At 70.0% G+C, this 22734-nt stretch carries 23 protein-coding genes; 2 read left to right on the forward strand and 21 right to left on the reverse strand.

Features of this window, described 5'->3' with window-relative positions; all coding sequences use genetic code 11:
- Positions 1-20: 20 nt before the first annotated feature.
- The 7 genes from G6N26_RS05815 to G6N26_RS05845 all read right to left on the reverse strand — a co-directional run bounded on the left by G6N26_RS05815 (position 21) and on the right by G6N26_RS05845 (position 6449).
- A complete protein-coding gene (locus G6N26_RS05815; protein ID WP_083019999.1) occupies positions 21-800 on the reverse strand; it encodes an SDR family NAD(P)-dependent oxidoreductase in 780 nt (259 codons plus the stop codon).
- 227 nt (positions 801-1027) lie between these two features.
- Positions 1028-2428, reverse strand: coding sequence for a ribosome biogenesis GTPase Der (der, locus tag G6N26_RS05820; protein WP_083019997.1), 1401 nt, complete (start codon positions 2426-2428; stop codon positions 1028-1030).
- Positions 2425-3117 carry a (d)CMP kinase gene (gene cmk, locus G6N26_RS05825; protein WP_179960294.1) on the reverse strand — a complete coding sequence of 231 codons (693 nt, stop codon included), beginning with the start codon at positions 3115-3117 and terminating at the stop codon, positions 2425-2427. The genes der and cmk overlap by 4 nt, the downstream gene beginning before the upstream one ends.
- On the reverse strand, positions 3114-3857 hold the full coding sequence (locus tag G6N26_RS05830) for a pseudouridine synthase (RefSeq protein WP_067173780.1): 744 nt from the start codon (positions 3855-3857) through the stop codon (positions 3114-3116). Before G6N26_RS05830 ends, cmk begins: the two co-directional genes overlap by 4 nt.
- Positions 3857-4774 carry an SMC-Scp complex subunit ScpB gene (scpB, locus tag G6N26_RS05835; protein WP_232067537.1) on the reverse strand — a complete coding sequence of 306 codons (918 nt, stop codon included), beginning with the start codon at positions 4772-4774 and terminating at the stop codon, positions 3857-3859. The genes G6N26_RS05830 and scpB overlap by 1 nt, the downstream gene beginning before the upstream one ends.
- Positions 4771-5589 carry a segregation/condensation protein A gene (locus tag G6N26_RS05840; protein ID WP_083019995.1) on the reverse strand — a complete coding sequence of 273 codons (819 nt, stop codon included), beginning with the start codon at positions 5587-5589 and terminating at the stop codon, positions 4771-4773. Before G6N26_RS05840 ends, scpB begins: the two co-directional genes overlap by 4 nt.
- A complete protein-coding gene (locus G6N26_RS05845; RefSeq protein ID WP_083019993.1) occupies positions 5586-6449 on the reverse strand; it encodes a ParA family protein in 864 nt (287 codons plus the stop codon). Before G6N26_RS05845 ends, G6N26_RS05840 begins: the two co-directional genes overlap by 4 nt.
- A 234-nt stretch (positions 6450-6683) precedes the next feature.
- Here G6N26_RS05845 and G6N26_RS05850 point away from each other — a divergent pair, with 234 nt between their 5' ends.
- Positions 6684-7436: an O-methyltransferase gene (locus G6N26_RS05850; protein WP_083019991.1), complete on the forward strand. Its 753-nt coding sequence runs from the start codon at positions 6684-6686 to the stop codon at positions 7434-7436.
- 70 nt (positions 7437-7506) lie between these two features.
- Here the strand turns inward: G6N26_RS05850 and xerD are convergent, their stop codons facing one another.
- The 14 genes from xerD to G6N26_RS05920 all read right to left on the reverse strand — a co-directional run bounded on the left by xerD (position 7507) and on the right by G6N26_RS05920 (position 21325).
- Entirely contained in the window at positions 7507-8448 is a 942-nt protein-coding gene (gene xerD, locus G6N26_RS05855; protein ID WP_067173764.1) for a site-specific tyrosine recombinase XerD, read from the reverse strand.
- Positions 8445-9068 carry an NUDIX domain-containing protein gene (locus tag G6N26_RS05860; protein WP_067173761.1) on the reverse strand — a complete coding sequence of 208 codons (624 nt, stop codon included), beginning with the start codon at positions 9066-9068 and terminating at the stop codon, positions 8445-8447. The genes xerD and G6N26_RS05860 overlap by 4 nt, the downstream gene beginning before the upstream one ends.
- The gene (locus G6N26_RS05865) at positions 9061-10812 is read right to left on the reverse strand and encodes a CTP synthase (protein ID WP_083019989.1); all 1752 of its coding nucleotides are present in this window, start codon (positions 10810-10812) and stop codon (positions 9061-9063) included. The genes G6N26_RS05860 and G6N26_RS05865 overlap by 8 nt, the downstream gene beginning before the upstream one ends.
- Before the next feature lie 124 nt (positions 10813-10936).
- On the reverse strand, positions 10937-11881 hold the full coding sequence (locus G6N26_RS05870) for a copper transporter (RefSeq protein WP_067173751.1): 945 nt from the start codon (positions 11879-11881) through the stop codon (positions 10937-10939).
- Complete coding sequence (steA, locus tag G6N26_RS05875; RefSeq protein ID WP_067173747.1) at positions 11882-13063, reverse strand: putative cytokinetic ring protein SteA; 1182 nt, start codon at positions 13061-13063, stop codon at positions 11882-11884.
- 183 nt (positions 13064-13246) lie between these two features.
- A complete protein-coding gene (recN, locus tag G6N26_RS05880; RefSeq protein WP_083019987.1) occupies positions 13247-15019 on the reverse strand; it encodes a DNA repair protein RecN in 1773 nt (590 codons plus the stop codon).
- A 25-nt stretch (positions 15020-15044) separates the two neighbouring features.
- Positions 15045-15944, reverse strand: coding sequence for an NAD kinase (locus G6N26_RS05885; RefSeq protein ID WP_067168044.1), 900 nt, complete (start codon positions 15942-15944; stop codon positions 15045-15047).
- A gap of 23 nt (positions 15945-15967) precedes the next feature.
- A complete protein-coding gene (locus G6N26_RS05890) occupies positions 15968-16777 on the reverse strand; it encodes a TlyA family RNA methyltransferase (RefSeq protein ID WP_083019985.1) in 810 nt (269 codons plus the stop codon).
- Between the two features lie 8 nt (positions 16778-16785).
- The gene (locus G6N26_RS05895) at positions 16786-16971 is read right to left on the reverse strand and encodes a hypothetical protein (RefSeq protein WP_067168037.1); all 186 of its coding nucleotides are present in this window, start codon (positions 16969-16971) and stop codon (positions 16786-16788) included.
- Positions 16972-16994: 23 nt separating this feature from the next.
- Positions 16995-18002 (reverse strand): HAD-IIA family hydrolase, encoded by a 1008-nt coding sequence (locus tag G6N26_RS05900; RefSeq protein WP_083019983.1) that lies wholly within the window; start codon positions 18000-18002, stop codon positions 16995-16997.
- An 18-nt stretch (positions 18003-18020) separates the two neighbouring features.
- Entirely contained in the window at positions 18021-18821 is an 801-nt protein-coding gene (locus tag G6N26_RS05905) for a tetratricopeptide repeat protein (RefSeq protein ID WP_308208265.1), read from the reverse strand.
- 28 nt (positions 18822-18849) lie between these two features.
- Positions 18850-19224, reverse strand: a complete 375-nt coding sequence (locus G6N26_RS05910) for a DUF732 domain-containing protein (RefSeq protein WP_067168035.1) — start codon at positions 19222-19224, stop codon at positions 18850-18852.
- Positions 19225-19323: 99 nt separating this feature from the next.
- Entirely contained in the window at positions 19324-20586 is a 1263-nt protein-coding gene (gene tyrS, locus G6N26_RS05915; RefSeq protein WP_083020007.1) for a tyrosine--tRNA ligase, read from the reverse strand.
- Between the two features lie 94 nt (positions 20587-20680).
- Positions 20681-21325, reverse strand: a complete 645-nt coding sequence (locus G6N26_RS05920) for a DNA-3-methyladenine glycosylase (protein WP_083019981.1) — start codon at positions 21323-21325, stop codon at positions 20681-20683.
- Between the two features lie 95 nt (positions 21326-21420).
- On the opposite strand from G6N26_RS05920, the gene G6N26_RS05925 reads away from it, so the two are divergent.
- The gene (locus tag G6N26_RS05925; RefSeq protein ID WP_067168033.1) at positions 21421-22701 is read left to right on the forward strand and encodes an ammonium transporter; all 1281 of its coding nucleotides are present in this window, start codon (positions 21421-21423) and stop codon (positions 22699-22701) included.
- Positions 22702-22734: the final 33 nt, after the last annotated feature.

The raw sequence follows: 22734 nt of genomic DNA on the forward strand, positions 1-22734 counted from the left end.
TTCCTTCCGTCGGGTGTGGGTCAGCACGCCGTATAGCCGCCGTCGAGGTACATCACCTGGCCGGTGAAGAAGGCCGACGCGTCGCTGAGCAGATAGATCAGGGCGCCAACGAAGTCGTCGGGTTCGGCGAAGCGGCGCAACGGGATTCGCGCGAACATCGCCTCGCGGGTGGCGCGCCCTTTCTCATCGTCGGTGTACATCCATTCGGTCAGCTCCGATCGGAAAACCGTTGGCGCGAGGGCGTTTACCCGGATGCCGGCCGGACCCCATTCGGCCGCCAGGCTCTTGGCCAGCAGGTCGGTGGCGGCTTTGGACGGGCAGTAGGCGGTGTAGCCGGCGGGGTGCCCTAGCGTCCCGCGCACCGAGGACACCAGCACGACGCTGCCACCGGCGCGCTGCTCGAGCAGGACGCGCCCGGCGGCCTGGCACACCAGCCAGGCGCCGCGGGCGTTGGCGTTCATCACCAGGTCGAAGTCCTCGACGGCCATCTCGGTGATGGGCGCGACGTGGTTCATGCCCGAGGCGACCAGGACTCCGTCGAGGCGGCCGTGCCGGGCGAGGGCGGCCTGGACGATGGCCTCGGCGTCGGCGGGTGTGTCGGGGCGGCGATCGACCACGGCCGCGGTGTCGATGCCGGCGTCGTCGACGAGCCGCGCGAGTCCGTCCGCGTCGCCGCCGGCCAGCGTCAGGCGGGCCCCCGCTTCGGCCAGCGCCCGCGCCGCGACACCGCCGAGCGCACCCGTTGCACCGGTGACCACGATCGACTTGTCTCGCACGCTGAACCGCGTCGCGGTCTCCACTACTGCCTCCGCCGTTCCCGCAGTGCGGGCATATCAACCCGTTATACGGGAGACGCTACGGCTGCTGGACGGCCAATGTCAACGTCATATCCCGCAATGCGGACGTCATCTGCCGTATCGCGGGAACATGGCCGTCATGCCCCAATCCGCTAGCGCCTGCGCTAGCGGATTCGAGATGCGCCACGTGGTCCGGGGAGAGACCGGAAACCGCCCCGAGAGCCCAGCGCTCAGCGCCGCCGGCCGCCCCGCTTTTCGCGCACCCGCACGTTGATCCGGATCGGAGACCCCTCGAAGCCGAAGGTCTCGCGCAGCCGTCGCTCCAGGAAACGCCGATACCCGGCCTCGAGAAAGCCGGTCGTGAACAGCACGAATGTCGGAGGCCGGGCGGTGGCCTGGGTGGCGAACAGGATCCGCGGCTGTTTGCCGCCGCGCACCGGCGGCGGGGTGGCCGCCACCACCTCTTTCAGCCAAGAGTTGAGCGGGCCCGTGGCGATGCGCGCATCCCACGACGCCAGCGACGTCTCCATGGCCGGCACCAGCTTTTGCACGGCGCGGCCGGTCTTGGCGGAGATGTTGACGCGCGGCGCCCACCGCAACTGCACCAGCTCGCGGTCGATCTCGCGCTCGAGCAACTCGCGCCGGTCCTCGTCGACCAGGTCCCACTTGTTGAAGGCCAACACGAGCGCCCGGCCGGCCTCGATGACCATCGACAGCACCCGTTGATCCTGTTCGGTCAGCGGGTCGGACGCATCGATCAGCACGACCACCACCTCGGCCGCGTCGATGGCCGAGTGCGTGCGCACCGAGGCGTAGAACTCATGGCCGCTGGCCTGGCCGACCTTGCGCCGCAACCCCGCGGTGTCGACGAACCGCCATACCCTGTCGCCCAGCTCGATGAGGGAGTCCACCGGGTCCACCGTCGTCCCGGCGACGTCGTGCACCACCGAGCGCTGATCACCGGCCAGCTTGTTCAGCAGAGAGCTCTTGCCCACGTTGGGCTTGCCGACCAGCGCCACGCGCCGCGGGCCACCGGGTTTGGGGCCCACCTCGGACACCGTGGGCAGCGCGGCCAGCACCTCGTCGAGCAGATCGGCCACCCCGCGACCGTGCATCGCGCTGATCGTGTGCGGCTCTCCGAGCCCGAGCGACCACAACATCGCCGCGTCCGCTTCGGCCTTGTCGCTGTCAACCTTGTTGGCGGCCAAGAACACTGGCTTTCCCGACCGCAGCAGGATCCGGGCGGCCGCCTCGTCGGCCGAGGTGGCGCCGACGAGGGCGTCGACCACCAGGATCACCGCGTCGGCGGTGCGCATGGCCACCGAAGCCTGCTGGGCCACCAGTTGCTGCAGCCCCTTGGCGTCGGGCTCCCATCCCCCGGTGTCCTGCACCACGAACCGGCGCCCGGTCCATAGCGCGTCGTAGGACACCCGGTCGCGGGTGACGCCCGGGATGTCCTGCACCACCGCTTCGCGCCGGCCCAGGATCCGGTTCACCAGCGTCGACTTGCCGACGTTGGGCCGGCCGACCACCGCCACCACGGGTGCCGGGCCGGCCTCCTCCTGTTCGTCGAGGCCGAATTCGACGGAGTCCCAGTCGCTTTCGTCACTCCACGTGCCGTCCTGAGTCACCGCACCGCTCCGCTTCGCTGCTTGACCAAGTCCCGCAGGTGGGTGATCACCTGCGCCTCGGTCATCTCACTGGTGTCGACGACCACCGCGTCGGGGGCCGCCCGCAGCGGCGACACCGCCCGGGTGGAGTCGAGATGGTCGCGGCGGCGGACGTCGGCGAGCACGGCGTCGTAGTCGTCGGCCAGCCCGGCCGCCACGTTCTGATCGTTGCGCCGACGCGCGCGCGTTTCGGCCGATGCGGTCAGAAAGATCTTGACCGGTGCGTCGGGCAACACGACGGTGCCGATGTCGCGGCCCTCGACGACGACGCTGCCCATGCCGTCGGCCATTTCGCGCTGCAAGTCGACGAGCCGGGTACGCACGCCCGCCACCGACGACACCGCCGACACCGCGGCCGTGACTTCGTCGCCACGGATCTCCGCCGAGACATCTTCTCCGTCAAGGAAATAGCGATCCCCGTCGGGGTGGTAGTCGACCGACATCCGCACGGCTTGCGCCGTGTCCGCGACCGACCGCGCATCGGCGGGGTCGATACCGGCGCGCAGGACCGCCAGCGTCACCATTCGGTACATCCCACCGGTGTCCAGATAGCGCGCCCCCAGCGCCTTCGCCAAACCCTTTGACACCGAGGACTTTCCGGTGCCCGCCGGCCCGTCGATGGCCACCACGACGCCGCTCGCTTCGCTCACAGGCCCACCGCCTTGTAGAGCTGCCCGATCTCGTCGCGCCCCAGCGCCCGGAAGCTGCCCGGCCGCTGCTTGCCGAGCGAGACCGGACCTATGTCGGTGCGCACCAACGCTTCCACCGGGAACCCCGCGGCGGCCAGCAGCCGGCGCACGATGCGATTACGGCCCTCGTGCAATGTCACCCGCACCAGCGTCTTGCCCGGGATGGCGTCCACCACCGCGAACTCGTCGACCCGCGCGGGCCCGTCCTCCAGCTCGATGCCGGCGCGCAGCGTCTTGCCGACCCCGCGCGGCACCGACCCGGTCACGGTGGCCAGATACGTCTTGGGCACTTCGTGGGACGGATGCATCAGCCGGTGCGCGAGTTCGCCGTCGTTGGTCAGCAGGATCAGCCCTTCGGTGTCGGCGTCCAACCGCCCGACGTGAAACAGGTTCTTGTTGCCGCGAACTCGGCGTTCGATCAGATCACCGATACACGGTCGGCCCCGGTCGTCCGACATGGTCGAGTGCACGCCGCGCGGCTTGTTCAGCGCCAGATACACCTGCGAATCATCGAGGACTATCCGTGCGCCGTCGACGCGGATCACCGAGGCGTCCGGATCGACGCGGGTGCCCAATTCGGTCACCACCTGACCGTCGACCTCGACGCGGCCGTCGATGATCATCTTCTCGGCGGCCCGCCGCGACGCTATTCCGGCTTGGGACAACACCTTTTGCAGCCGGATCCCCTCAGCTTCGACCATCAATCCTGGTCCACGTCGAACGTCAGCGCCGGGTCGGCCGCCTGGCCGCCGGAAAGTTTGATGAAACGTGGCTCGCTGTCCAGGGATTCGCTGAGGTCCTCGATGGTGTCCACGTCGGGCAGCAGCGGTGCGATGTCCGGCAGGTCGGCCAGCGACGTCAGGCCCAGGCGCTCCAGGAACAGCTCGGTGGTGGCGAACGCCGTCGCGCCGCTGTCGTCGTCGACCCCGGCTTCGGTGATCAGGCCGCGCGCCAGCAGCGTGCGCATCACGGCGTCGACGTTGACGCCGCGCACCGCGCTCACCCGCGCGCGCGTCACGGGCTGGCGGTAGGCGACCACGGCCAGCGTCTCCAGCGCGGCCCGGGTGAGCTTGGACCGCGCCCCGTCCAGCAGCAGCTTCTCCACGTACGGCGCGAACCGGGCGCGGGTGTACATCCGCCAGCCCTCGCTGTTCTTCCGCAGGTCGATACCGCTGTCGCGGGCGGTCAGTTCCTCGGCCATCTCCTGCAGCTTGGTGGCGATCCGGTACACCGGCTGTTGCGTGGCCGAGGCCAGCGCCTCCGCGGTCACCGGGGTGTCGACCACCAGCAGCAGCGCCTCCAGCACCGAGCCGAGTTCCTCGGACTCCATCGGCGCGGCCTCGGCGATGTCCGGAATGCCCGCGTCGAGGTCGGTACCGAGGTCGGAATCCAGATCGGTGCCGGGATCGACGTCGCGATCGACGTCGTGGGGCAGCACGTCGTCGCCCGGTTCGGCACCGTTCAGATGCCGTTCCTCCGCATCGCCACGCTCTGCGTCGTCACCGGCGGTGCCGAAGCGCCGTTCCTCCGCATCGCCACGCTCTGCGTCGTCACCGGCGGTGCCGAAGCGCCGTTCCTCCGCATCGCCACGCTCTGCGTCGTCACCGGCGCCATTCATGATTCGTCCCGCACTTCTACCAAGGCTTCACTGACCGGACGTTCGCCGGTCCACGAGATTTGGAGCACGCCAAGCGGCTCTAACTGGTCGAATGCTACCGCCCGCGACCGATACAGTTCGAGCAGCGCCAGGAACCGCCCGACCACCTCCATCGACGCCTCACAGTCGGCGACCAGCTCGGAGAACGTCGCCCACGCGCCGCTACCCCGGGCCTGCAGGATCGCCAACAACTTTTTGGCCTGCTCGGGAACGGAGACCTGCACCTCGTGCAGGTGCGACACCGACACCGTCGGGACGGGCCGCGGGCTGAACGCGATCGCCGCGATCTGAGCGAAGCGATCGGCGTCGACGCCGATCATCACCTCGGGCAGCAGCTCGGTGAACCGGTCATCCAGCGACACGGCGCGCGGATAGCTGCGCAGTGCGGTGGCCTCCAGCTCGGCGAACATCTCGGCGACGTGCTTGAACGCGCGGTACTGCAGCAGCCGGGCGAACAGCAGGTCGCGCACCTCCAGCAGCGCCAGGTCCTCGTCGTCGTCGACCTGCCCGGCCGGCAGCAACCGCGCGGCCTTCAGGTCGAGCAGGGTGGCGGCCACCACCAGGAACGCGGTGGTCTCCTCGAGCTCCAGCTGGGGACCGATTTCGCGGGTGTAGGCGATGAAGTCGTCGGTGACCTGGTGCAGCGCCACCTCGGTCACGTCGAGGCGATGGGCGAAGATCAGCTGCAGCAGCAGATCGAACGGCCCCTCGAAATTGGTCAGGCGGACCTGAAAGCCGTTCTGCTGGGGCGCCTCACCATTTGCGGTCGCGTTCACGCGCCGAATCGGTCGATGAACTCGCGGGCCAGCGCGCGATAGGCGATGGCCCCGGTGGAGCGCGGGGCCCACGTGGTGATGGGCTCGCCGGCCACGCTGGTCTCCGGGAACCGGACGGTCCGGGTGATGACGGTGTCGAACACCAGGTCGCCGAATCGTTCCACTACCCGGGCCATCACCTCGCGAGAGTTGACCGTGCGGGGGTCGTACCGGGTCAGCAGGATCCCGCTGATCTCGAGCTTCGGGTTGAGCCGGTCGCGCACCTTGTCGACGGTGTCGGTGAGCAGCGCCAGGCCGCGCAGCGAGAAGTACTCGCACTCGGTGGGGATCACCACGCCGTCGGCGCAGGCCAGGCCGTTGACGGTGAGCAGGCCCAGCGACGGCTGGCAGTCGATCAGCACGTAGTCGTAGCGATCGAGCACGGGGTGCAGCGCCCGGCCCAGGGTCTGCTCGCGCCCCACCTCGTTGACGAGCTGGATCTCGGCGGCCGACAGGTCGATATTGGACGGCACGAGATCCATGTGCTTGACGCGGGTCTGCAGCAGCACGTCGTCGACCGACACCCGCGGCTCGACCAGGACGTTGTGAATGGTCTTTTCCAGCTCGTAATGCGGGACGCCCAGGCCGGCGGACAGCGCGCCCTGCGGATCCATGTCCACCAGCAGCACCCGGCGGCCGTATTCGGCGAGCGCGGCACCCAGGTTGATGGTGGACGTGGTCTTCCCGACGCCGCCCTTCTGGTTGCACATGGCGACAACTTTGGCCGGGCCGTGCGAGGTGCGCGGCTGCGGTTCCGGGATCGCCCGCGGCGGCCGCCCGGTCAGGCCGAGCTCGACGCCGTTCTCCGGCTGCTCGGTCATGGCGGGGGTGTTCGGGAGGTGAACATCGACCGAAAGTCTAACGGGTCCGCGCGCCGAAACCCGGCGACCCGCAGGCAATTAACCAGCCAATATGAGCGAACATCGGTGGTGAAACGCACATCCCGACAGCCTATTCACTCCAGTCACAGCAGCACCAGTTTGGGGGCGGTATGCCGGCCGCGAAAAGCTGTCGCCAGCGAGGGCACCGCCGGCGGTCGGCCTATCGTGGCCCCTATGGATCTCAAGCGACGGATACCCCTGCTGCGGTGGTCGGTCTGGCGGATGGCCGTCGGGAATCGCAACATCACCACCACGGGCCAGATCGGCGACGGGCGCGAGGCAGCCGCCGTCGAGTACGTGCTGCAGAACGCCCGGGCCGGCGACGTCGACGACGTGTTGGCGACCATCGACAAGTTCGCCTACGAGAAGTCGATGTTGATCAATGTCGGCGACGAGAAGGGGCTGCTGCTCGACGCGGCGGTGCGGCGCGCCGATCCGGCGCTGGCGCTCGAATTGGGCACCTACTGCGGCTACGGCGCGCTGCGCATCGCCCGGGCCGCGCCGAAGGCCAAGGTGTTCTCGGTCGAACTCGCCGAGGCCAACGCCGCCAACGCCCGCCAGATCTGGGCCCATGCTGGCGTGGCCGACCGTGTGACGTGTGTGGTCGGCACCATCGGCGACGGCGGCCGCACCCTGGACGTGCTGGCCGATCAGCACGGGTTCGCCGGCGGCACACTCGATTTCGTGTTCCTCGACCACGACAAGGACGTATACCTGGACGACCTGAACAGCATCCTGGACCGCGGCTGGCTGCATCCGGGGTCGATCGTGGTCGCCGACAACGTCCGCGTCCCGGGCGCACCGAAGTACCGCGCGTACATGCACCGGCATGAGGGCAAGCAGTGGAACACCGTCGAGCACAAGACCCACCTCGAGTACCAGTCGCTGATGGCCGACCTGGTGCTGGAGTCCGAATACCTGGGCTGAGCGTCGACTTGTTGTCGACGATTCCGCCTTTCCCGCGCAACAACTCGACGTTCGGCGGAGAGGGAATGGGTTAGCGCGCCCGCGGGTGGGCCTCGGCCCACACTTCGCGCAGCGCGTGCACGGTGACCATGGTGTAGATCTGCGTCGTCGTCACCGAGGCGTGCCCGAGCAACTCCTGCACGACACGCACGTCGGCGCCGCCCTCGAGCAGATGGGTGGCGAACGAATGCCGCAGCATGTGCGGCGACACCCCCGAGCTGATGCCCGCGCGTTCGGCCGCGTCCTGCAGCACCTGCCACGCGCTCTGACGCGACAGCCGCCCGCCGCGCACATTGAGGAAGATGGCCGGCGTCCCACGCCCGCGGCGCGCCAGGTCCGAACGCCCGCGCACCAGGTAGGCGTCCAGCGCGGCCACCGCGGGCCGTCCGATCGGCACCAGCCGCTGCTTACCGCCCTTGCCGCGCAACAACACTGACCTGGCCTGCGTGTCGACGTCGTCCACGTCGAGACCGACGGCTTCCGAAATCCGCGCGCCGGTGGAGTACAGCAGTTCCAGCAGCGCCCGGTTGCGCAGGGTCAGCGGGCCGTCGGCCGGGCTCTCGCCCCCCGCGCCCTCCAGCAGCGCCAGGACCTGGTCGATGGTCAGGCTTTTGGGCAGCCGGCGCCCGGGCGTGGGCGGGCGGACCGCGCGCGCCACGTCGAGTTCGGCCAGCCCTTCGGCGGCGGCGAAGCGGTGCAGGCCGCGCACCGCGATCAGGGCCCGCGCCGCCGACACCGCCGACAGCGCCGCCGCCCCGGTCTCGGGATCGCCGCGGCGCAGCGCCACCAGGAACTCGCTGACGTCGTCCTCGCCCACCTTGGCCAGATCGTGGATTCCGCGGTCCGACAGGTGTTTTGTGTAGCGGCGCAGATCGCGGCGATACGAGCTCAGCGTGTTGGCCGCGACGCCGCGCTCGATCGTGAGGTGGTCGAGGTAACCCTGGAGTTGGGTATCCAGCGCCACCGTCGTCATGGCCCGTTCTTTCGCGCCGCGAACGCGGTCGGCCGGTCGATCCAGGGGCTGTCCACCGGCCGCGGCTGCGCGACGCCTTCGGTCACGGCATGGGCCGCCAAAATCCCGGCGATGGCAATGGAATTCACGACGTCGCCGCTGAACACCCGGCGCACGGCCTCCGCGATGGGAACCCAGCTCATCGTCATGTCGGCTTCCTCGTGGTGCGCCTCGGGCCTGCCCACCTCGGTCAGCCCGGTCGCCAGATAGATCCGCACCGATTCGTCGCTGAAGCCCGGCGCGGAGTTGAGGTCGACCAGCACCTGCCACGTGTCCGCCCGCAGGCCGACCTCCTCGTGGAGTTCGCGGGCGGCCGTGTGCTGCGGCGGCTCCCCCGCGACGTCGAGCAGCCCGGCGGGCAGCTCCCAGAGCCGCCGGCCGAACGCGTGCCGGTACTGGTAGACCATCGGGATGTTGTTGTCGGCGTCCAGCGCCGCGATGGCCACCGCCCCGTAATGCTCGACGACCTCGCGCACCGCGGTGGTGTCCCCCGGCATCCGCACCCGGTCGCTGCGCAGCGCGAAAATCTTTCCGGTGTACAGCGTTTCGGACGACGCCGTTTCGAAGTTGTGTTCAGCCACGGGACGCGGGCTCAGGTATGGGCCGCGCGGCGCTGTCCCGATGCTGGATGCCGTTGGACGACTGCTCGGGGATTTCCACCGGCAACCGTTCGCCGGCCTTGTATTCGAGGGCCGCGCCGACGAACGCGACGAACAGCGGATGCGGCCGGGTGGGCCGGCTCTTGAGCTCCGGATGAGCCTGCGTGCCGACGATGAACGGGTGGATGTCCGGCGGGTACTCGACGAATTCCACTAGGTGGCCGTCGGGTGAGGTGCCGGAGAACCTGAGGCCGCTCTCGGCGATCTTGTCGCGGTAGGCGTTGTTGACCTCGTAGCGGTGCCGGTGGCGTTCGGACACCTCCGTCGCGCCATAAGCTTGGGCCACAATCGAATCCGCTTCCAGCACGGCGGGGTAAGCACCCAGCCGCATGGTGCCGCCGAGGTCGGCCTCGCCGGCGACGATGTCCACCTGATCGGCCATCGTGGAGATCACGGGATCCGGTGTCTCCGGGTCGAATTCGGCCGAGTTGGCCTCGATCAGCCCGGCCGAGCGGGCGGCCTCGATCACGATGCATTGCAGCCCGAGGCACAGGCCGAGCACCGGCAGCCCCCGGGTGCGCGCGTAGTGGATGGCGCCGAGCTTGCCCTCGATGCCGCGGATGCCGAACCCGCCGGGGATCAGCACGCCCTGCACGTCGCCCAGCGCCGCGGCGGCACCGGCCGCGCTCTCGCAGTCGTCGGACGCCACCCAGACCATCTCCACCTTGGCGTGGTGCTTGAAACCACCGGCGCGCAGCGCCTCGGTGACCGACAGATAGGCGTCGGAGAGTTCAACGTACTTGCCCACCAAGGCGATTCGCACCGTTTCGTGCGGCTCGTGCACCCGGCGCAGCAGGTCGTCCCATTCGGTCCAGTCCACGTCGCGGAACGGCAGGTTGAGCCGGCGCACGACGTAGGCGTCGAGCTCCTCGCGGTGCAGCACCTTCGGGATGTCATAGATCGACGGCGCGTCCGGGGTGGAGATGACGCCGTCGATGTCGACGTCACACATCAGCGCGATCTTGTTCTTCAGCGCCTCGGGGACGTCGCGGTCGCAGCGCAGGATCAGCGCGTCCGGGGTGATACCGATGCTGCGCAGCGCGGCCACCGAGTGCTGGGTGGGTTTGGTCTTGAGCTCGCCCGACGGGGCCAGATACGGCACCAGGGAGACGTGCAGGAAGAAGACGTTCTCGCGGCCCAGGTCGTGACGCACCTGGCGGGCCGCCTCCAGAAAGGGCTGCGATTCGATGTCGCCGACGGTGCCGCCGATTTCGGTGATGACGACGTCGGGACGGTTGCCCTGGGCGTCGGGCTCGGCCATCGCCATGATGCGCCCTTTGATCTCGTCGGTGATGTGCGGGATCACCTGGACGGTGTCGCCGAGGTATTCCCCGCGGCGTTCCTTGGCGATGACGGTCGAATACACCTGCCCCGTAGTGACATTCGCCGAGCCGGACAGGTCGCGATCCAGGAACCGCTCGTAGTGGCCGACGTCGAGGTCGGTCTCGGCGCCGTCCTCGGTGACGAAGACCTCGCCGTGCTGGAACGGGTTCATCGTGCCCGGGTCGACGTTGAGGTACGGATCGAGCTTTTGCATCGTCACGTACAGCCCGCGCGCCGTCAGCAGCTGACCAAGGCTGCTGGCGGTCAATCCCTTACCCAACGAGGATGCGACGCCCCCGCTGACGAAGAGGTGCTTGGTGGCGGTTTGCGGGTGCTTTCGCAACAGGCGACCTCCGTGAAGACGGGCAGGGCTTGAAAAATGTTTCTAGCGAACAACTAGATGGGCCTGCCGACCCACGGAAACCCACCCTAACATCCACGGCGCCGAGCCGCGGCGAACACGCCCGCTACTGAGGAACCGTGATGGAAGTCGCCCCGTGACCGGTGCCGTACTGGCCCGCGTGACCGCCGCCCAGCAGGTCATGCAGACCCAGCACCGCGGTGATGCGCCCCGGCGCGACGTCCACGTCGTCGACCGTGCTGATCGCGGAGTTCAGGCCGGCGTCGGCGCGCGCCACGGCCACGGCGGCGCCGCCGGTCGCCGAACCGTCGCGCCCGGCGAGCAGCGTGCCCGAGCCGTGCGGGGCCAGCGCGGCCGAGAACCGGGCGACGCTCGCCCCCTGGTTGCCGGCGTCCTGGGGCAGCGCGCCGCCGGTGACGACGAGCGCGGCGTTGGCCGCGCCCATGTGGTCGGTTGCCTGATAGGTGATGAAGCCGGTGTCGCGCAGCGCCGCCAGCACGGTGTTGCGCTGGGTGTCGTCCACCGCGGGCACCTCGGGGTTGGGGTTGGCCAGCAGGGCGATGCCCATCAGGTCACCCGCCTGCGAACCCTGGTCGACGAGCTTGGTGCTCAGCTGCTGACCAGCGGGCAGCACCGACGAGTTCACCACGGTCTGCAGCTTCTCCGCCGAGTTGGCCTCGACGAACTCCTGCGTCAGCGACACCGTCCCGGTCACCGTCCCGCCGGCCTGGCCGATGAACTTCGACACCGCGGTCACGTCGTCGTCTTTGGCGTCCGGGGTGCGGAACATCACCACCGATTTGCCGGCCAGCGCGTCGTGCACGATGCGGCCGGCCAGTTGGGTGTCGAAATTATTTGCCGCACTGAGCTTTTCGTTCAGCACATTCTTCTGGTCGTTGAGCCCGCTGATCTGGGTGTTGAGGTCCTTCTTCTCGTCACGCAGGCTGGACAGCAACGTGTCCGACAGGAAGCCGGAGCCCAGCACGACGCCCACGGCCAGCGCCAGGAATACGGCGGCCAGCGACAGGGCGTGTTGGCGTAGCGAGATCATTTAGGTGATCCACTTCTGCACCATCGCGCAGAAGTGGTTCCAGTAGTCGGTGACCCAGTGCAGCACCACGCCGTCGGTGCGCGACACCCACAGCGCGACGATGACGGCGATCAGCATCGTCAGGGCCAGCAGCGCGATGGCACCCGCCGAGATGTGGTTGCGGTACAGCGTGGCCACGGCCTTGGCGTCCACCACCTTCTCCCCGACCCGCAACCGGGTCAGGAAGGTGGACGGGTTGCTGTGCGCGCGGGTGCGGTCGAAGAACGTCTCGATGTTGGCGGTGTGGCCGGCGGTCACCAGCAGCGCGGCGCCGTGGTGGTCGGCCAGCAGCAGGGCCAGGTCGATCGCCGACCCCGCGGCCGGGAACGTCATCGCCCCGACGCCGAGGTCCTGGATGCGCTCCAGGCCGGGCGCGTGCCCGTCGGCGTCGGCCGGCAGCACGACCTGCGCGCCGCACTTGAGCGCGTCGGTGCTGATCTGGTCGGGGTCGCCGACGATCACCTGCGGGCGATACCCCGCCTTGCGCAGGACGTCCGCGCCGGTGCCGACGCCGATCAGCGCCGGCTGATACTCCTTGATGAACGGCTTGAGCGACTTCAGGTCCTCCTCGGCGCTGGGCTCGTCGGCGACGATCACCACGTGCCGACGGCGCAGGTCGACGTCCACATCGGGGATGCCGATGCCGTCGATCAGCAGCGGGCTCTCGCTCTTGATGAACTCGATGGTGTTGCCGGCGAACGCCTCCAGGTGGGCCGACAGCCCGCTCTTGGCCTCGCGCATCAGGTCGGCGATGTCGTGGTCGGTGCGCTCGGTGCCGCGGACCAGCCGCCGGTCGCCGGCGTACACACCGCCCTCGTGCAGGCGGATCTTCGCGCCGTCTTTGACCTTTTTGAAGATGTCGGGTCCGGCCTCGTCGATCAGGGTGACCCCGTTGTTGACCAGAACCTCGGGCCCCAGGTTCGGGTAGCGGCCCGACACCGACGGCGAGGCGTTGACGACCGCGGCGATGTCGGCCTCCACCAGGGCGTCGGCCGTGATGCGATCCAGATCCAGGATGTCGAGCACGACGATGTCGCCGGGGCAGACCCTGCGCAGCAATCGGTCGATGTTCCGGTCAACGCGGGCGGTGCCGACGAGGCCCGGCCGGGCGGGATTACGGGAAAGCAGGCCTGACATCTTCATGGGGGCGATTCTGTCGGTGATGCCCGGACGACGCGGGGAGGCGCGCCGTAACATTAGCCCCAGAAGTTATCTAGAGTCCCATTAGTAACAGGTCGGTGCCGAACTGGTCTCGAACGTCGACTCGATGCCGCGAAACGCCGTGGACGCTGACGCCAAGTCGACGTTCGCGGCGGTGGGCTAGCGCTAGATCTCGTCCTTTTGCGCCGCCTCGAGCAGCTCGCGGGCGTGCGCCCGGCCGCTGTCGGATTCGCCCAGCCCGGCCAGCATCCGTGCCAGCTCGGCGACCCGCTCGTCGCCGCCCAGGCGCCGCACCACGCTGGTCCCCTTGGGTCCGGCCGCGTGCACCACCAGGTGCACGTCGGCGTACGCCGCGACCTGAGGCAGATGCGTGACCACGATGACCTGGTGGGTGCGCGCCAGCCGCGCCAGCCGGCGCCCGATCTGTACCGCCGCCCGGCCGCCCACCCCGGCGTCGACCTCGTCGAACACCATGGTGGTGCCCGCGGCCTCCTTGCGGGACGTGGCCAGCACCACCTCCAGGGCGAGCATCACCCGGGACAGCTCGCCGCCGGACGCGCTCTTGGCCAGCGGCAGCTGGTCCATCCCTCGGTGCGCGGCGAAGCCGAACTCGACCTGGTCGACGCCGTCGGCGCCGGCGCGGACGAGTTCGCCCGACGCAAGCCGTAGCGCGGCCGAGTCCTCGGCGGCCGACGCCGCATCGGGTGCGGCGTCCAGGGTCACGTCGATGGTGAATTGCGCGTCGGCCATCGCCAGCCCGGACAGCTCGGCGGTGACCTCCTTGGCGAGCCGCTTGGCGGCCTTGCGCCGGGTGTTGCTGAGATCGACCGCGGCCTGGGCCAATTCGCGGCCGAGCTCGTCGACCCGGGCCGCCAGCGCCGCCAAGCCCTCCTCGGAGACGTCGAGCTGGGCCAGCCGTTGCCGCGACTCCTGGGCCCACCCGATCACGCCGTCGATGTCGGCGGCGTACTTGCGGGTCAGGGTGCGCAGTTCGGCTTGCCGGGCCAACTTGGATTCCAGCGCGCTGGCGTCGACCGGCAGTTCCTCGAGGAAGCCGCCCAGTTCACCGGCCGCGTCGACGAGCACGGTCAGCACCTCGCCGATCTGGCCGGCCAGCGCCGCCAGCTTCGCGTCGTCGGTGGATTCCAGTGCGGCCCTTGCCTTTCCCAGGCTGTCGGTGGCGCTGAGGCCGGAGCCGTCGGTCTCCTCGGAGGACAGCGCCGCGCGCGCGGTGGCGGCGGCCTCGCGCAGGGTGTCCAGTTCGGAGAGCCGCACGATCTCGGCGACCAGGGCGTCGTCCTCGCCAGGTTGTGGGTCCACGGCGTCGATCTCGTTGAGGGCGAACGTCAGCCGGTCGGCCTCCAGCGCGAGCTCGCGCATGCGGTTACGGCGGTCGAGCAGGTCGCGCCGCGCCGACAACCAGGCGTCGCGCCGTTTGCAGTATCGCTCGAGCGCGGGTTCGGCCTTGGCGAAGCGGTCCAGCGCCGCGCACTGTTCCTCCGGCCGGATGAGACGCAGTTGGTCGTTCTGCCCGTGCAGGGTCAGCAGTCCGGCGGTGAAGTCGCCCAGCGATTTGGCGGGCACGCTGCGGCCGCCGAGGTAGGCGCGCGACGGCCCGTCACGGCTGACCGAGCGCAGCGCGATGACGCTGCCGTCCTCGTCGCGTTCGGCGCCCGACGCGTCGAGCATCTCGTCGAGCTGCACGACCATGGCCTCGTCGAGATCGGTTGTGCTGAAGCGTCCTTCGACGACCGCCCGCTCGGCCCCCGAGCGGACCCGGGTGGCGTCGGCGCGGGCACCGCCGAGCAGATGCAAGCCCGTGACCACCATGGTCTTTCCGGTGCCGGTCTCCCCCGTCAGCACCGTCAGGCCGCGGTCGAACTCGCCGACCGCCGAGCTGATCGCCCCGAGCGACTCGATCCGGATTTCAGTCAGCATTCAGTCAGGATCCTGTGCTGTGCCGTCAGTTTCCGCGCCACCCGGTCACCGGCAGCCGGAACTTGCGCACCAGCCGGTCCGTGAATGGGGCGCTGTCCAGCCGGGCCCACTTCACCGCGGTGTCGCAACGTTTCACCTCGATGCGGCTGCCGGCGGGGATCAGGATCTCGCGGCGGCCGTCGCAGAACACCAGGGCGTCGTGGCCGTCCGCCTCCACCTCGATCGCGATGGTGGCGTTCGGGCTGGTGACCATGGGGCGGCCGAACAGCGCGTGAGCGTTGTTGGGTACCACCAGGATTGCCTCGAGGTCGGGCCAGAGCACGGGGCCGCCCGCGGAGAACGCGTAGGCGGTGGAACCCGTCGGGGTCGACACCAGCACGCCGTCGCAGCCGAAGGCGGACACCGGTCGCCCGTCGATCTCGACCACCACCCCGAGCACACCGAGCCGGGGACCCTTTTCCAGGCTGACCTCGTTGAGCGCCCAGCCGTGCGCGGAGACGCGGCCGCCCTGGCGCACGACCACATCGAGCGTCAGGCGGTTCTCCACCCGGTAGTCCTGTGCGACAACGTGGTCCAGCACCCGGTCGATGGCCTCGGCCTCGGCCTCGGCCAAAAAGCCGATCCGCCCAAGGTTGACGCCCAACACCGGGATGTCGGCGTTGCGCGCCAACTCGGCGGCCCGCAGGAACGTCCCATCGCCGCCGAGTACCAGCACCAGTTCGCAGCCCTCGGCGGCCCGCGGGTCGGCGTCGACGACATCAATCTCGACGCCCATCGCCCGCATGTCGTCGGGGGCCAGGTGCAGCGGCCCCCGGTCGACCGCCTCGGCGGACAGCACCCGAAGCCCGATTCCGTTGTCGCCCAGCGTTTTCTGTACACGGCGGGCCGTCTCGGTGGCTTCTTCGCGGCCGGTGTGGACGACCATCAAGACGGTGCGTTCGGCTGGAGTCACTGCGGCCCGCTTTCCACCGCGCGCCGCACCGCCGTCACCAGCGCATCGCCGGCGAGTGGTCGATCGGTCTCGGCGCGCAGCCAAAGGAAGTATTCGACGTTGCCCGACGGTCCCGGCAGCGGGCTCGCGGTGACGTCGACGGTGTGCCAACCCAGCTCGGCCGCGCGGCCCGCGACGGACGACACGGCGCCGGCGCGCAGGTCGGGGTCGTGCACCACGCCGCCCGCGCCGACCTGACCCTTCCCCACCTCAAACTGTGGCTTCACCATGGGAACGATATCCGCGTTCGGTGCGGCGCATCCAGCCAGCGCCGGCAACACGGTGGCCAGCGAGATGAACGACAGGTCGGCCACGACCAGGTCGGCCGTGCCGCCGAGCGCCTCGGGCGTCAGGTCACGGACGTTGGTCCGCTCGACGACGACGACCCGCGAGTCGCTCCGGAGCGACCACGCCAGCTGGCCGTATCCCACGTCCACGGCCACCACTTCGGTGGCCCCGCGGTCCAGCAGGACCTCGGTGAAGCCGCCCGTCGACGCCCCGGCATCCAGGCAGCGGCGGCCCGCGACGGAGATCCCGAAGGCGTCCAGGGCCCCGATGAGTTTGTGCGCCCCGCGCGAGACCCAGCCGCGTTCGCCGGCGGTGGCCACGGTCAGGGCGGCGGTGACGGCGACGGCCGTGCCGGGCTTGCGCGCCGGCATCCCGTCGATGCTCACCTTGCCCGCGTCGATCAACTCCGCGGCCTGCTGACGCGAGCGGGCCAGGCCGCGACGCACCAGCTCGGCGTCAACGCGGGCACGTCGAGACATGCGCGCACTCAGCCCTTCTCCGCCGACTCCAGTGCGGCCAGCAGGACGTCGTGGGCCTCGGAGAGCCGGCGCGCGATCTCTTCGAGCTCGTCGAGCGAGGGCACCTTCTCGGGATCCTCCTGATCGCCGGGCTGGGGCAGCCGGGCCAGCAGGGCGCCGATTTCGGCGCGAATCTGATCGGGGTCGATACTCATCGCGTTCCTACGCTAGTCACCCGTCAGTCGGTGCGCACCAAATACCAGCGCTGCAGCGCGGCGCGCGCCCGGTCGTCGCCGGCCTCGATGCGCACGGCGTCGGAGTCCGATGCGCCCCACACCGCGCCGGCGACCGCGCGGACGATCGACAGGCCATCGCCCTCGTCCGGGTCACTTGCGCTGACGGTGACCGTCCCGTCCGCGACGTCGACCCGCCAGCTCTGCTGCGGCCCCACCGCGAGCCGCTCGCCGTCGGCATGCAGCGAGCGCAGATCGTGGCCGATGTAGGTGGGTCGCTGGGCGGGCTTGGCGTACACCGCGTCCCGCGCGGAGTTGACCCCGGTGAGCACCATCAGGCTGGGCAGCTCGGCGGCGTTGGCGCCCTCGATGTCGGTGTCGAGCCGGTCACCGATCACCAGGGGCGCGCGGAAGTCGCCCCGCGCGGCCGCGTCGCGCAGCAGCGCGGGCGCCGGTTTGCCCGCGACCTGAGGCTCGGCCCCGGTGGCCGCCCGCAGCGCGGCCACGAACGATCCGTTGCCGGGCAGCAGCCCGCGTTCGGTGGGCAGCGTGAGGTCGACGTTGGAGGCCACCCACCGCGCGCCGGCCCGGATGGCCAGCGCCGCCTCGGCCAGCTCCGGCCACCCGATCGTCTGGGACAGGCCCTGCACGACGGCGTCCGGGTCGTCGTCGTAGCTGCGCACCGGGCGCAGCCCCACGGCGGAGATCTCGCCGGCCAGGGCCTCGGTGCCCACGATCAACACCGGCGAGCCTTGTGGCAGTTGGTCGGCCAGCAGCCGGGCCGCGCTTTGCGCGCTGGTGGCGATGTCGTCGGCGACGGCGGTGAAGCCGAGTTCGCTCAGGTGCGCGGCGACCTCGTCGGCGCTGCGGGAGGCGTTGTTGGTGACAAAGTACGCGCGGCTGCGCACCTCGGCCAGCGCCTGCACCGCGCCCTCGGTGGGCCGACGGCCGCGAAACATCGTGCCGTCCAGATCTATCAGCAGGCAATCATATTCCTGCGCAAGGGTTTTCACGTCGGCAATTCCGTCGCGTCAGCCGAGTTCACTGACCCGGTCTTCGGCGTCGGTGACACCGTCGACGTCGGCGGCCGCCGAACGCAGGAACCATTGCAACGCGTCGTCGGCGCGGTCGAGCGCGAGCAGCGTGTCCGCGTAGGCGTAGAACAGCCGTGCCGCCGTGGAGCCGGTGCGGCTGGGATCCAGTTGCGGCGTGGACAATACCGTCAGCGCCTGCTCCAGCTGGCCGAGGTCCGCGCGCGCCCCGGCGGCGACGATGCGGAGCTCGTCGGCGTCGTCACCGGACAGCTCGGCGGCCTCCGGTCCGCGCGCGAGTTCGATGGCCCGCTCCGGACGGCCAAGTCCGCGTTCGCAATCGGCGATCAGCGGGAGCAACGCGGACTTGCTGCCCATCCGGCGGGCCGCGCGAAACTCCGCCAGCGCCTGCGACCAGTCGCCGCAGTGGTAGGCGGCGATCCCGACCGCCTCGCGGATGGTGGCGATCCGGGAAGACCGGGCGCGCGCCGCGCGGGCGTGGCGCAACGCCGCCTCCGGGTCCTCGTCGAGGAGCTCACCCGCGGCGACGAGGTGGCGCGCCACCGCGTCGGCTGTGGCGCGGTCCAGGGTGCTCAGTTCGCGGCGAACGTCGGGTGCCAGCTGCTTGACTTCCACGCCGGCCGGGATCGGCGGCCCGTCCTGCGGCGCGCGATCGGCCGGGGCGTCCCGGCGCGCGGCGCTCTGCGGCTGAGCCGGCCGCGCACGGCCCGGACCGGACCAGCCGCCCGATGCCGGCCGCGCTTTCCGCTCGCCGCGATGCCTCTGCCTGTCGTCGACCACGCTGCCGAGAATACGGGCAGCACTACACCTAACTTGGCAGCCGGTTGCCCAGCAGCGGCGCGACCAACGCCGGGCAGTAGGTCGCGATCGCGACGATGGTGAACCTGCCGGCCGTCTCGTACGACATGCCGTTGCCCTCGGCCATCTTGGACGTCACCGCGTCGAAGGACCCGCCGGGCTCGAACAGCATCGGGCACACCGACTGTCCCATTGCGGCGGTGCCGGTGGGCTGGCTATAGGAGATCCCGGCGTTCGTCAGCGCCGACAGGAACGCATTGCTGAGCATGTCCGCACGGATCGGCGCCGACAGGGCCCCCGACAACGTCGCCGCCAGCGCCACCAGGCCGGTGATCACCCCCAGGCTCCGCAGGACGGTCAACCGCACACGCGTCGCGAAAATCACCGTGACAACAGTGGTCCCCGCGGGTCACGCCGACGACACGGTGAGGTAAAGATCTGTGCACGCACGTGTTTTGCGGAGCCTCTGTGGCGCCCGGGCGGTCTAGACCTTTTCGACCCCGGCGACGGTGCGCTTGCCGCGGCGCAGCACCAACCATCGGCCGTGCAGGAAGTCCGACGTTTGCGGCGCCCACTCCTCGCTTTCGATGCGGACGTTGTTGACCGAGACGCCGCCCTCGCCGATGGTGCGCCGCGCGGCCTTCTTGCTCTCGGAGAGGCCGCTGGCCACCAGCAGGTCGACGATCCCGTCGGGGCCACCGGGTTTGAGCTCGGCGACCGACGTCTCGCGCAGCGCCGCGGACAGTGTGGCCTCGTCCAGCCGGTCCAGCTCGCCCTGCCCGAACAGCGCCCGGCTGGCGTGCTCGACGGCCTCGGTGGCCGCCTCGCCGTGCACCAGCACGGTGAGTTCGCGCGCCAGCCGCCGCTGCGCGGCGCGTTGTTGGGGACGCTCGGCCGTGGCCTGCTCCAGCTCGCCCAGCTCGTCGGCCGACAGGAAGGTGAACCACCGCAGGTAGCGGATCACGTCGGCGTCGGCGGTGTTGAAGAAGTACTGGTACCAGGCGTACGGGGTGGTCAGCGCGGGGTCCAGCCACAGGCTGCCGCCACCGGTGGATTTGCCGAACTTGGTGCCGTCGGCGGCGGTCACCAGCGGCACCGTCAGCGCGTGGACCGAGGCACCCAGCTGCTGGCGGACCAGCCGGACGCCGGCGATGATGTTGCCCCACTGGTCGGAGCCGCCGATCTGCAGGCTGCAGCCGAAGCGGCGGCGCAGTTCGACGTAGTCGTTGGCCTGCAGGAGCATGTAGCTGAATTCGGTGTAGGAGATGCCGTCGCCGTCCAGGCGACGCCGGACGGTGTCGCGGTCCAGCATGACGTTGACCGAGAAGTGCTTGCCGATGTCGCGCAGGAACTCGATCGCCGACAGGGGCCGCGTCCAGTCCAGGTTGTTGACGACGACGGCGCCGGTGGGCGAGTCGTCGAAGTCGACGAAGCGTTGCAGCTGTCCGCCGATCCGTTCGGTCCACTCGGCGACGGTGTCGGCCTCGTTGAGGGTGCGCTCACCGACGTCGCGCGGGTCGCCGATCATGCCGGTGGCGCCGCCGGCGAGCACGATCGGGCGGTGGCCGGCCCGCTGAAACCGGCGCAACGCCAGCAGGGGCACCAGGTGGCCGGCGTGCAGGCTCGGCGCGGTGGGGTCGAAGCCGGCGTACACCGTCATCGGCCCGCGCTGGGCTTCGGCCGCCAGCGCATCGAGGTCGGTGGACTGCGCGATGAGGCCGCGCCAGCCCAGCTCGTCGAGGATCATGGTGTACGAGTCTTCCAGAGCGCCGATGCCGAGCGTCGACTTGTGGTGCGGTTTCACCGGCGTTCTCCCCCGACAACTCGACGTTCGCGGTCGGCTAGTCGCTGGCACCCGGCGCCGGCGCGCGGGGGCTGCGGCGGTACGCCGACACCTCCGGGCGCCCGGGAAGCCACAACCGCCACGGCCGGTCGGCGGCCTGGCTGACGCCGACCCGAGGGCCGGACACGGAGCTCAGTGATTCGTGCAACTCGAGGGTCACCGGGCTGTCGCCGTCGAACAGGTCAATTCCGTTGTCGTCCATGGTGATTCCCATGGCCGCGCACAGGTTTCCCGGCCCGCGCGCCAGCGCCGCGGTGTGCACCAGCTCGCCGCGGCGGGCCCGCGCGGCGTCGGTTCCGTCCTCGAGCGCGGCCGCACGCAACAACACCGCGGCCGCGGTGCCGTCGGGACCGCACGAGACGTTGGCGCAGACATGGATGCCGTGGCTGCGGTAGGTGTAGAGCCGCCCGGGCGGCCCGAACATCACGAAATTGCGGGCGCGCAGACCCTTGTAGGAGTGCGCCGCGGCGTCCGGCCATGGACCGTCGGGCACTCCCCCGTACGCCTCGACCTCGACGACGATCCCGCTCACGCCCCGCGCGGTGAGGGTGGCCCCCAGCAGCCGGCGGGCGGCCTCGACCGGGTCGGCCAATAGCTGAGCCGCGGCCCTGTTCGCGCGAGATCGTCGTCCAGCCTCGACCAATTCAGATCCTGAGTCCTCTTTTCAGTAACCCAACGAACCTACCGGCGGCCCGAACATGGCAGTATCCCGGTGTCCGGGACCCGAAGGAGGCCCACATGCACGCGATAGACCCTGCCGCCACGGCGTGGCTGCTGGCCAGCACCGCGCTGGTCTTGCTGATGACCCCCGGCCTGGCGATCTTCTACGGCGGCATGGTCCGCACCACCGGGGTGCTCAACATGATGATGATGAGCTTCATCTCCATCCCCCTGGTGACCGTGACGTGGCTGCTCGTCGGCTACACCTTCGCGTTCTCCGAGGACGGGTTCAGCGGGCTCGTCGGCAACCTCAGGCATTTCGGGATGCTCGGCATCACTCCCGACACGGTTCACGGCACAGCGGTGCCCGAGTTGCTGTATGCCACCTTCCAGTTGACATTCGCGATCATCACGGCCGCGCTGGTCAGTGGCGCGATCGCCGACCGCGCGAAGTTCGCCGCCTGGATGGTGTTCGTCCCGGTGTGGACGATCGCCGTGTATTCGCTTGTCGCGCATTGGGTCTGGGGGCCGGGTGGCTGGCTGGCCCGACTGGGCGTCCTCGACTACGCGGGCGGTTTGGTCGTCGAGATCGTCTCGGGTTCCTCCGCGCTGGCGCTGGCGCTGGTGCTCGGGCCGCGCATCGGTTTCAAGAAGGACGCCATGCGGCCGCACAATCTGCCGCTGCTGTTCGTCGGCGTCGGGCTGCTGTGGTTCGGCTGGTTCGGGTTCAACGCCGGTTCCGCCCTGGCCGCCAACGGAACCGCCGCGGCCATCTTTCTCAACACCCTGGTCGCCGGGTGCCTGGGCATGCTGGGTTGGCTTGCGGTCGAACAGATTCGCGACGGCAGGCCCACCACGTTCGGTGCGGCATCGGGTGTGGTCGCCGGCCTGGTGGCCATCACCCCGTCGTGCGGGACCGTCAACACGCTCGGCGCGACGGTCGTCGGCCTCGCGGCCGGAGTCGTGTGTTCGTTCGCGGTGAGCGCGAAACTGCGCTTCAACTATGACGATTCGCTCGACGTGGTGGGTGTCCACTTCGTCGGCGGCGTGGTCGGCGTCTTCCTGATCGGGCTGCTCGCCACGGCGGTCATGACCGCCGGCCCGCGCGGCCTGTTCTACGGCGGCGGCATCGGCCAGCTGGGCAAGCAGACGCTGGCGATCGCGGTCGTCGCGTCCTACGCGTTCGTCGTGTCGTTTGTGCTGGCCAAGGTGATCGACCGGGTGATGGGCTTCCGGCTCAGCACCGAAGAGGAAACCACCGGCGCCGACCTCACGCAGCACGCCGAAACCGCCTACGCCGAGGGCGTGCACGGACATCTGCCGCAGCGCCGCCCGGCCATCGGCGAGCGCTTCAACTAAGCCCGGGCCCCGCGAAAGCCCGAACACCGACCC

Source organism: Mycobacterium marseillense, assembly GCF_010731675.1.
GTDB lineage: Bacteria > Actinomycetota > Actinomycetes > Mycobacteriales > Mycobacteriaceae > Mycobacterium > Mycobacterium marseillense.

What these genes read in the sequence shown, in the direction of transcription:
- G6N26_RS05885 (WP_067168044.1), bottom strand. Translation starts at nt 15,944, where the DNA reads ATGGTCGTCCACACCGGCCGCGAAGAAGCCACCGAGACGGCCCGCCGT.
- recN (WP_083019987.1), bottom strand. Translation starts at nt 15,019, where the DNA reads ATGCTGACTGAAATCCGGATCGAGTCGCTCGGGGCGATCAGCTCGGCG.
- scpB (WP_232067537.1), bottom strand. Translation starts at nt 4,774, where the DNA reads ATGAATGGCGCCGGTGACGACGCAGAGCGTGGCGATGCGGAGGAACGG.
- G6N26_RS05870 (WP_067173751.1), bottom strand. Translation starts at nt 11,881, where the DNA reads ATGATCTCGCTACGCCAACACGCCCTGTCGCTGGCCGCCGTATTCCTG.
- G6N26_RS05890 (WP_083019985.1), bottom strand. Translation starts at nt 16,777, where the DNA reads ATGTCTCGACGTGCCCGCGTTGACGCCGAGCTGGTGCGTCGCGGCCTG.
- xerD (WP_067173764.1), bottom strand. Translation starts at nt 8,448, where the DNA reads ATGACGACGGTGGCGCTGGATACCCAACTCCAGGGTTACCTCGACCAC.
- G6N26_RS05850 (WP_083019991.1), top strand. Translation starts at nt 6,684, where the DNA reads ATGGATCTCAAGCGACGGATACCCCTGCTGCGGTGGTCGGTCTGGCGG.
- tyrS (WP_083020007.1), bottom strand. Translation starts at nt 20,586, where the DNA reads ATGATCCTCGACGAGCTGGGCTGGCGCGGCCTCATCGCGCAGTCCACC.
- G6N26_RS05895 (WP_067168037.1), bottom strand. Translation starts at nt 16,971, where the DNA reads ATGAGTATCGACCCCGATCAGATTCGCGCCGAAATCGGCGCCCTGCTG.
- G6N26_RS05830 (WP_067173780.1), bottom strand. Translation starts at nt 3,857, where the DNA reads ATGGTCGAAGCTGAGGGGATCCGGCTGCAAAAGGTGTTGTCCCAAGCC.
- steA (WP_067173747.1), bottom strand. Translation starts at nt 13,063, where the DNA reads ATGAAGATGTCAGGCCTGCTTTCCCGTAATCCCGCCCGGCCGGGCCTC.
- G6N26_RS05845 (WP_083019993.1), bottom strand. Translation starts at nt 6,449, where the DNA reads ATGACCGAGCAGCCGGAGAACGGCGTCGAGCTCGGCCTGACCGGGCGG.
- G6N26_RS05925 (WP_067168033.1), top strand. Translation starts at nt 21,421, where the DNA reads ATGCACGCGATAGACCCTGCCGCCACGGCGTGGCTGCTGGCCAGCACC.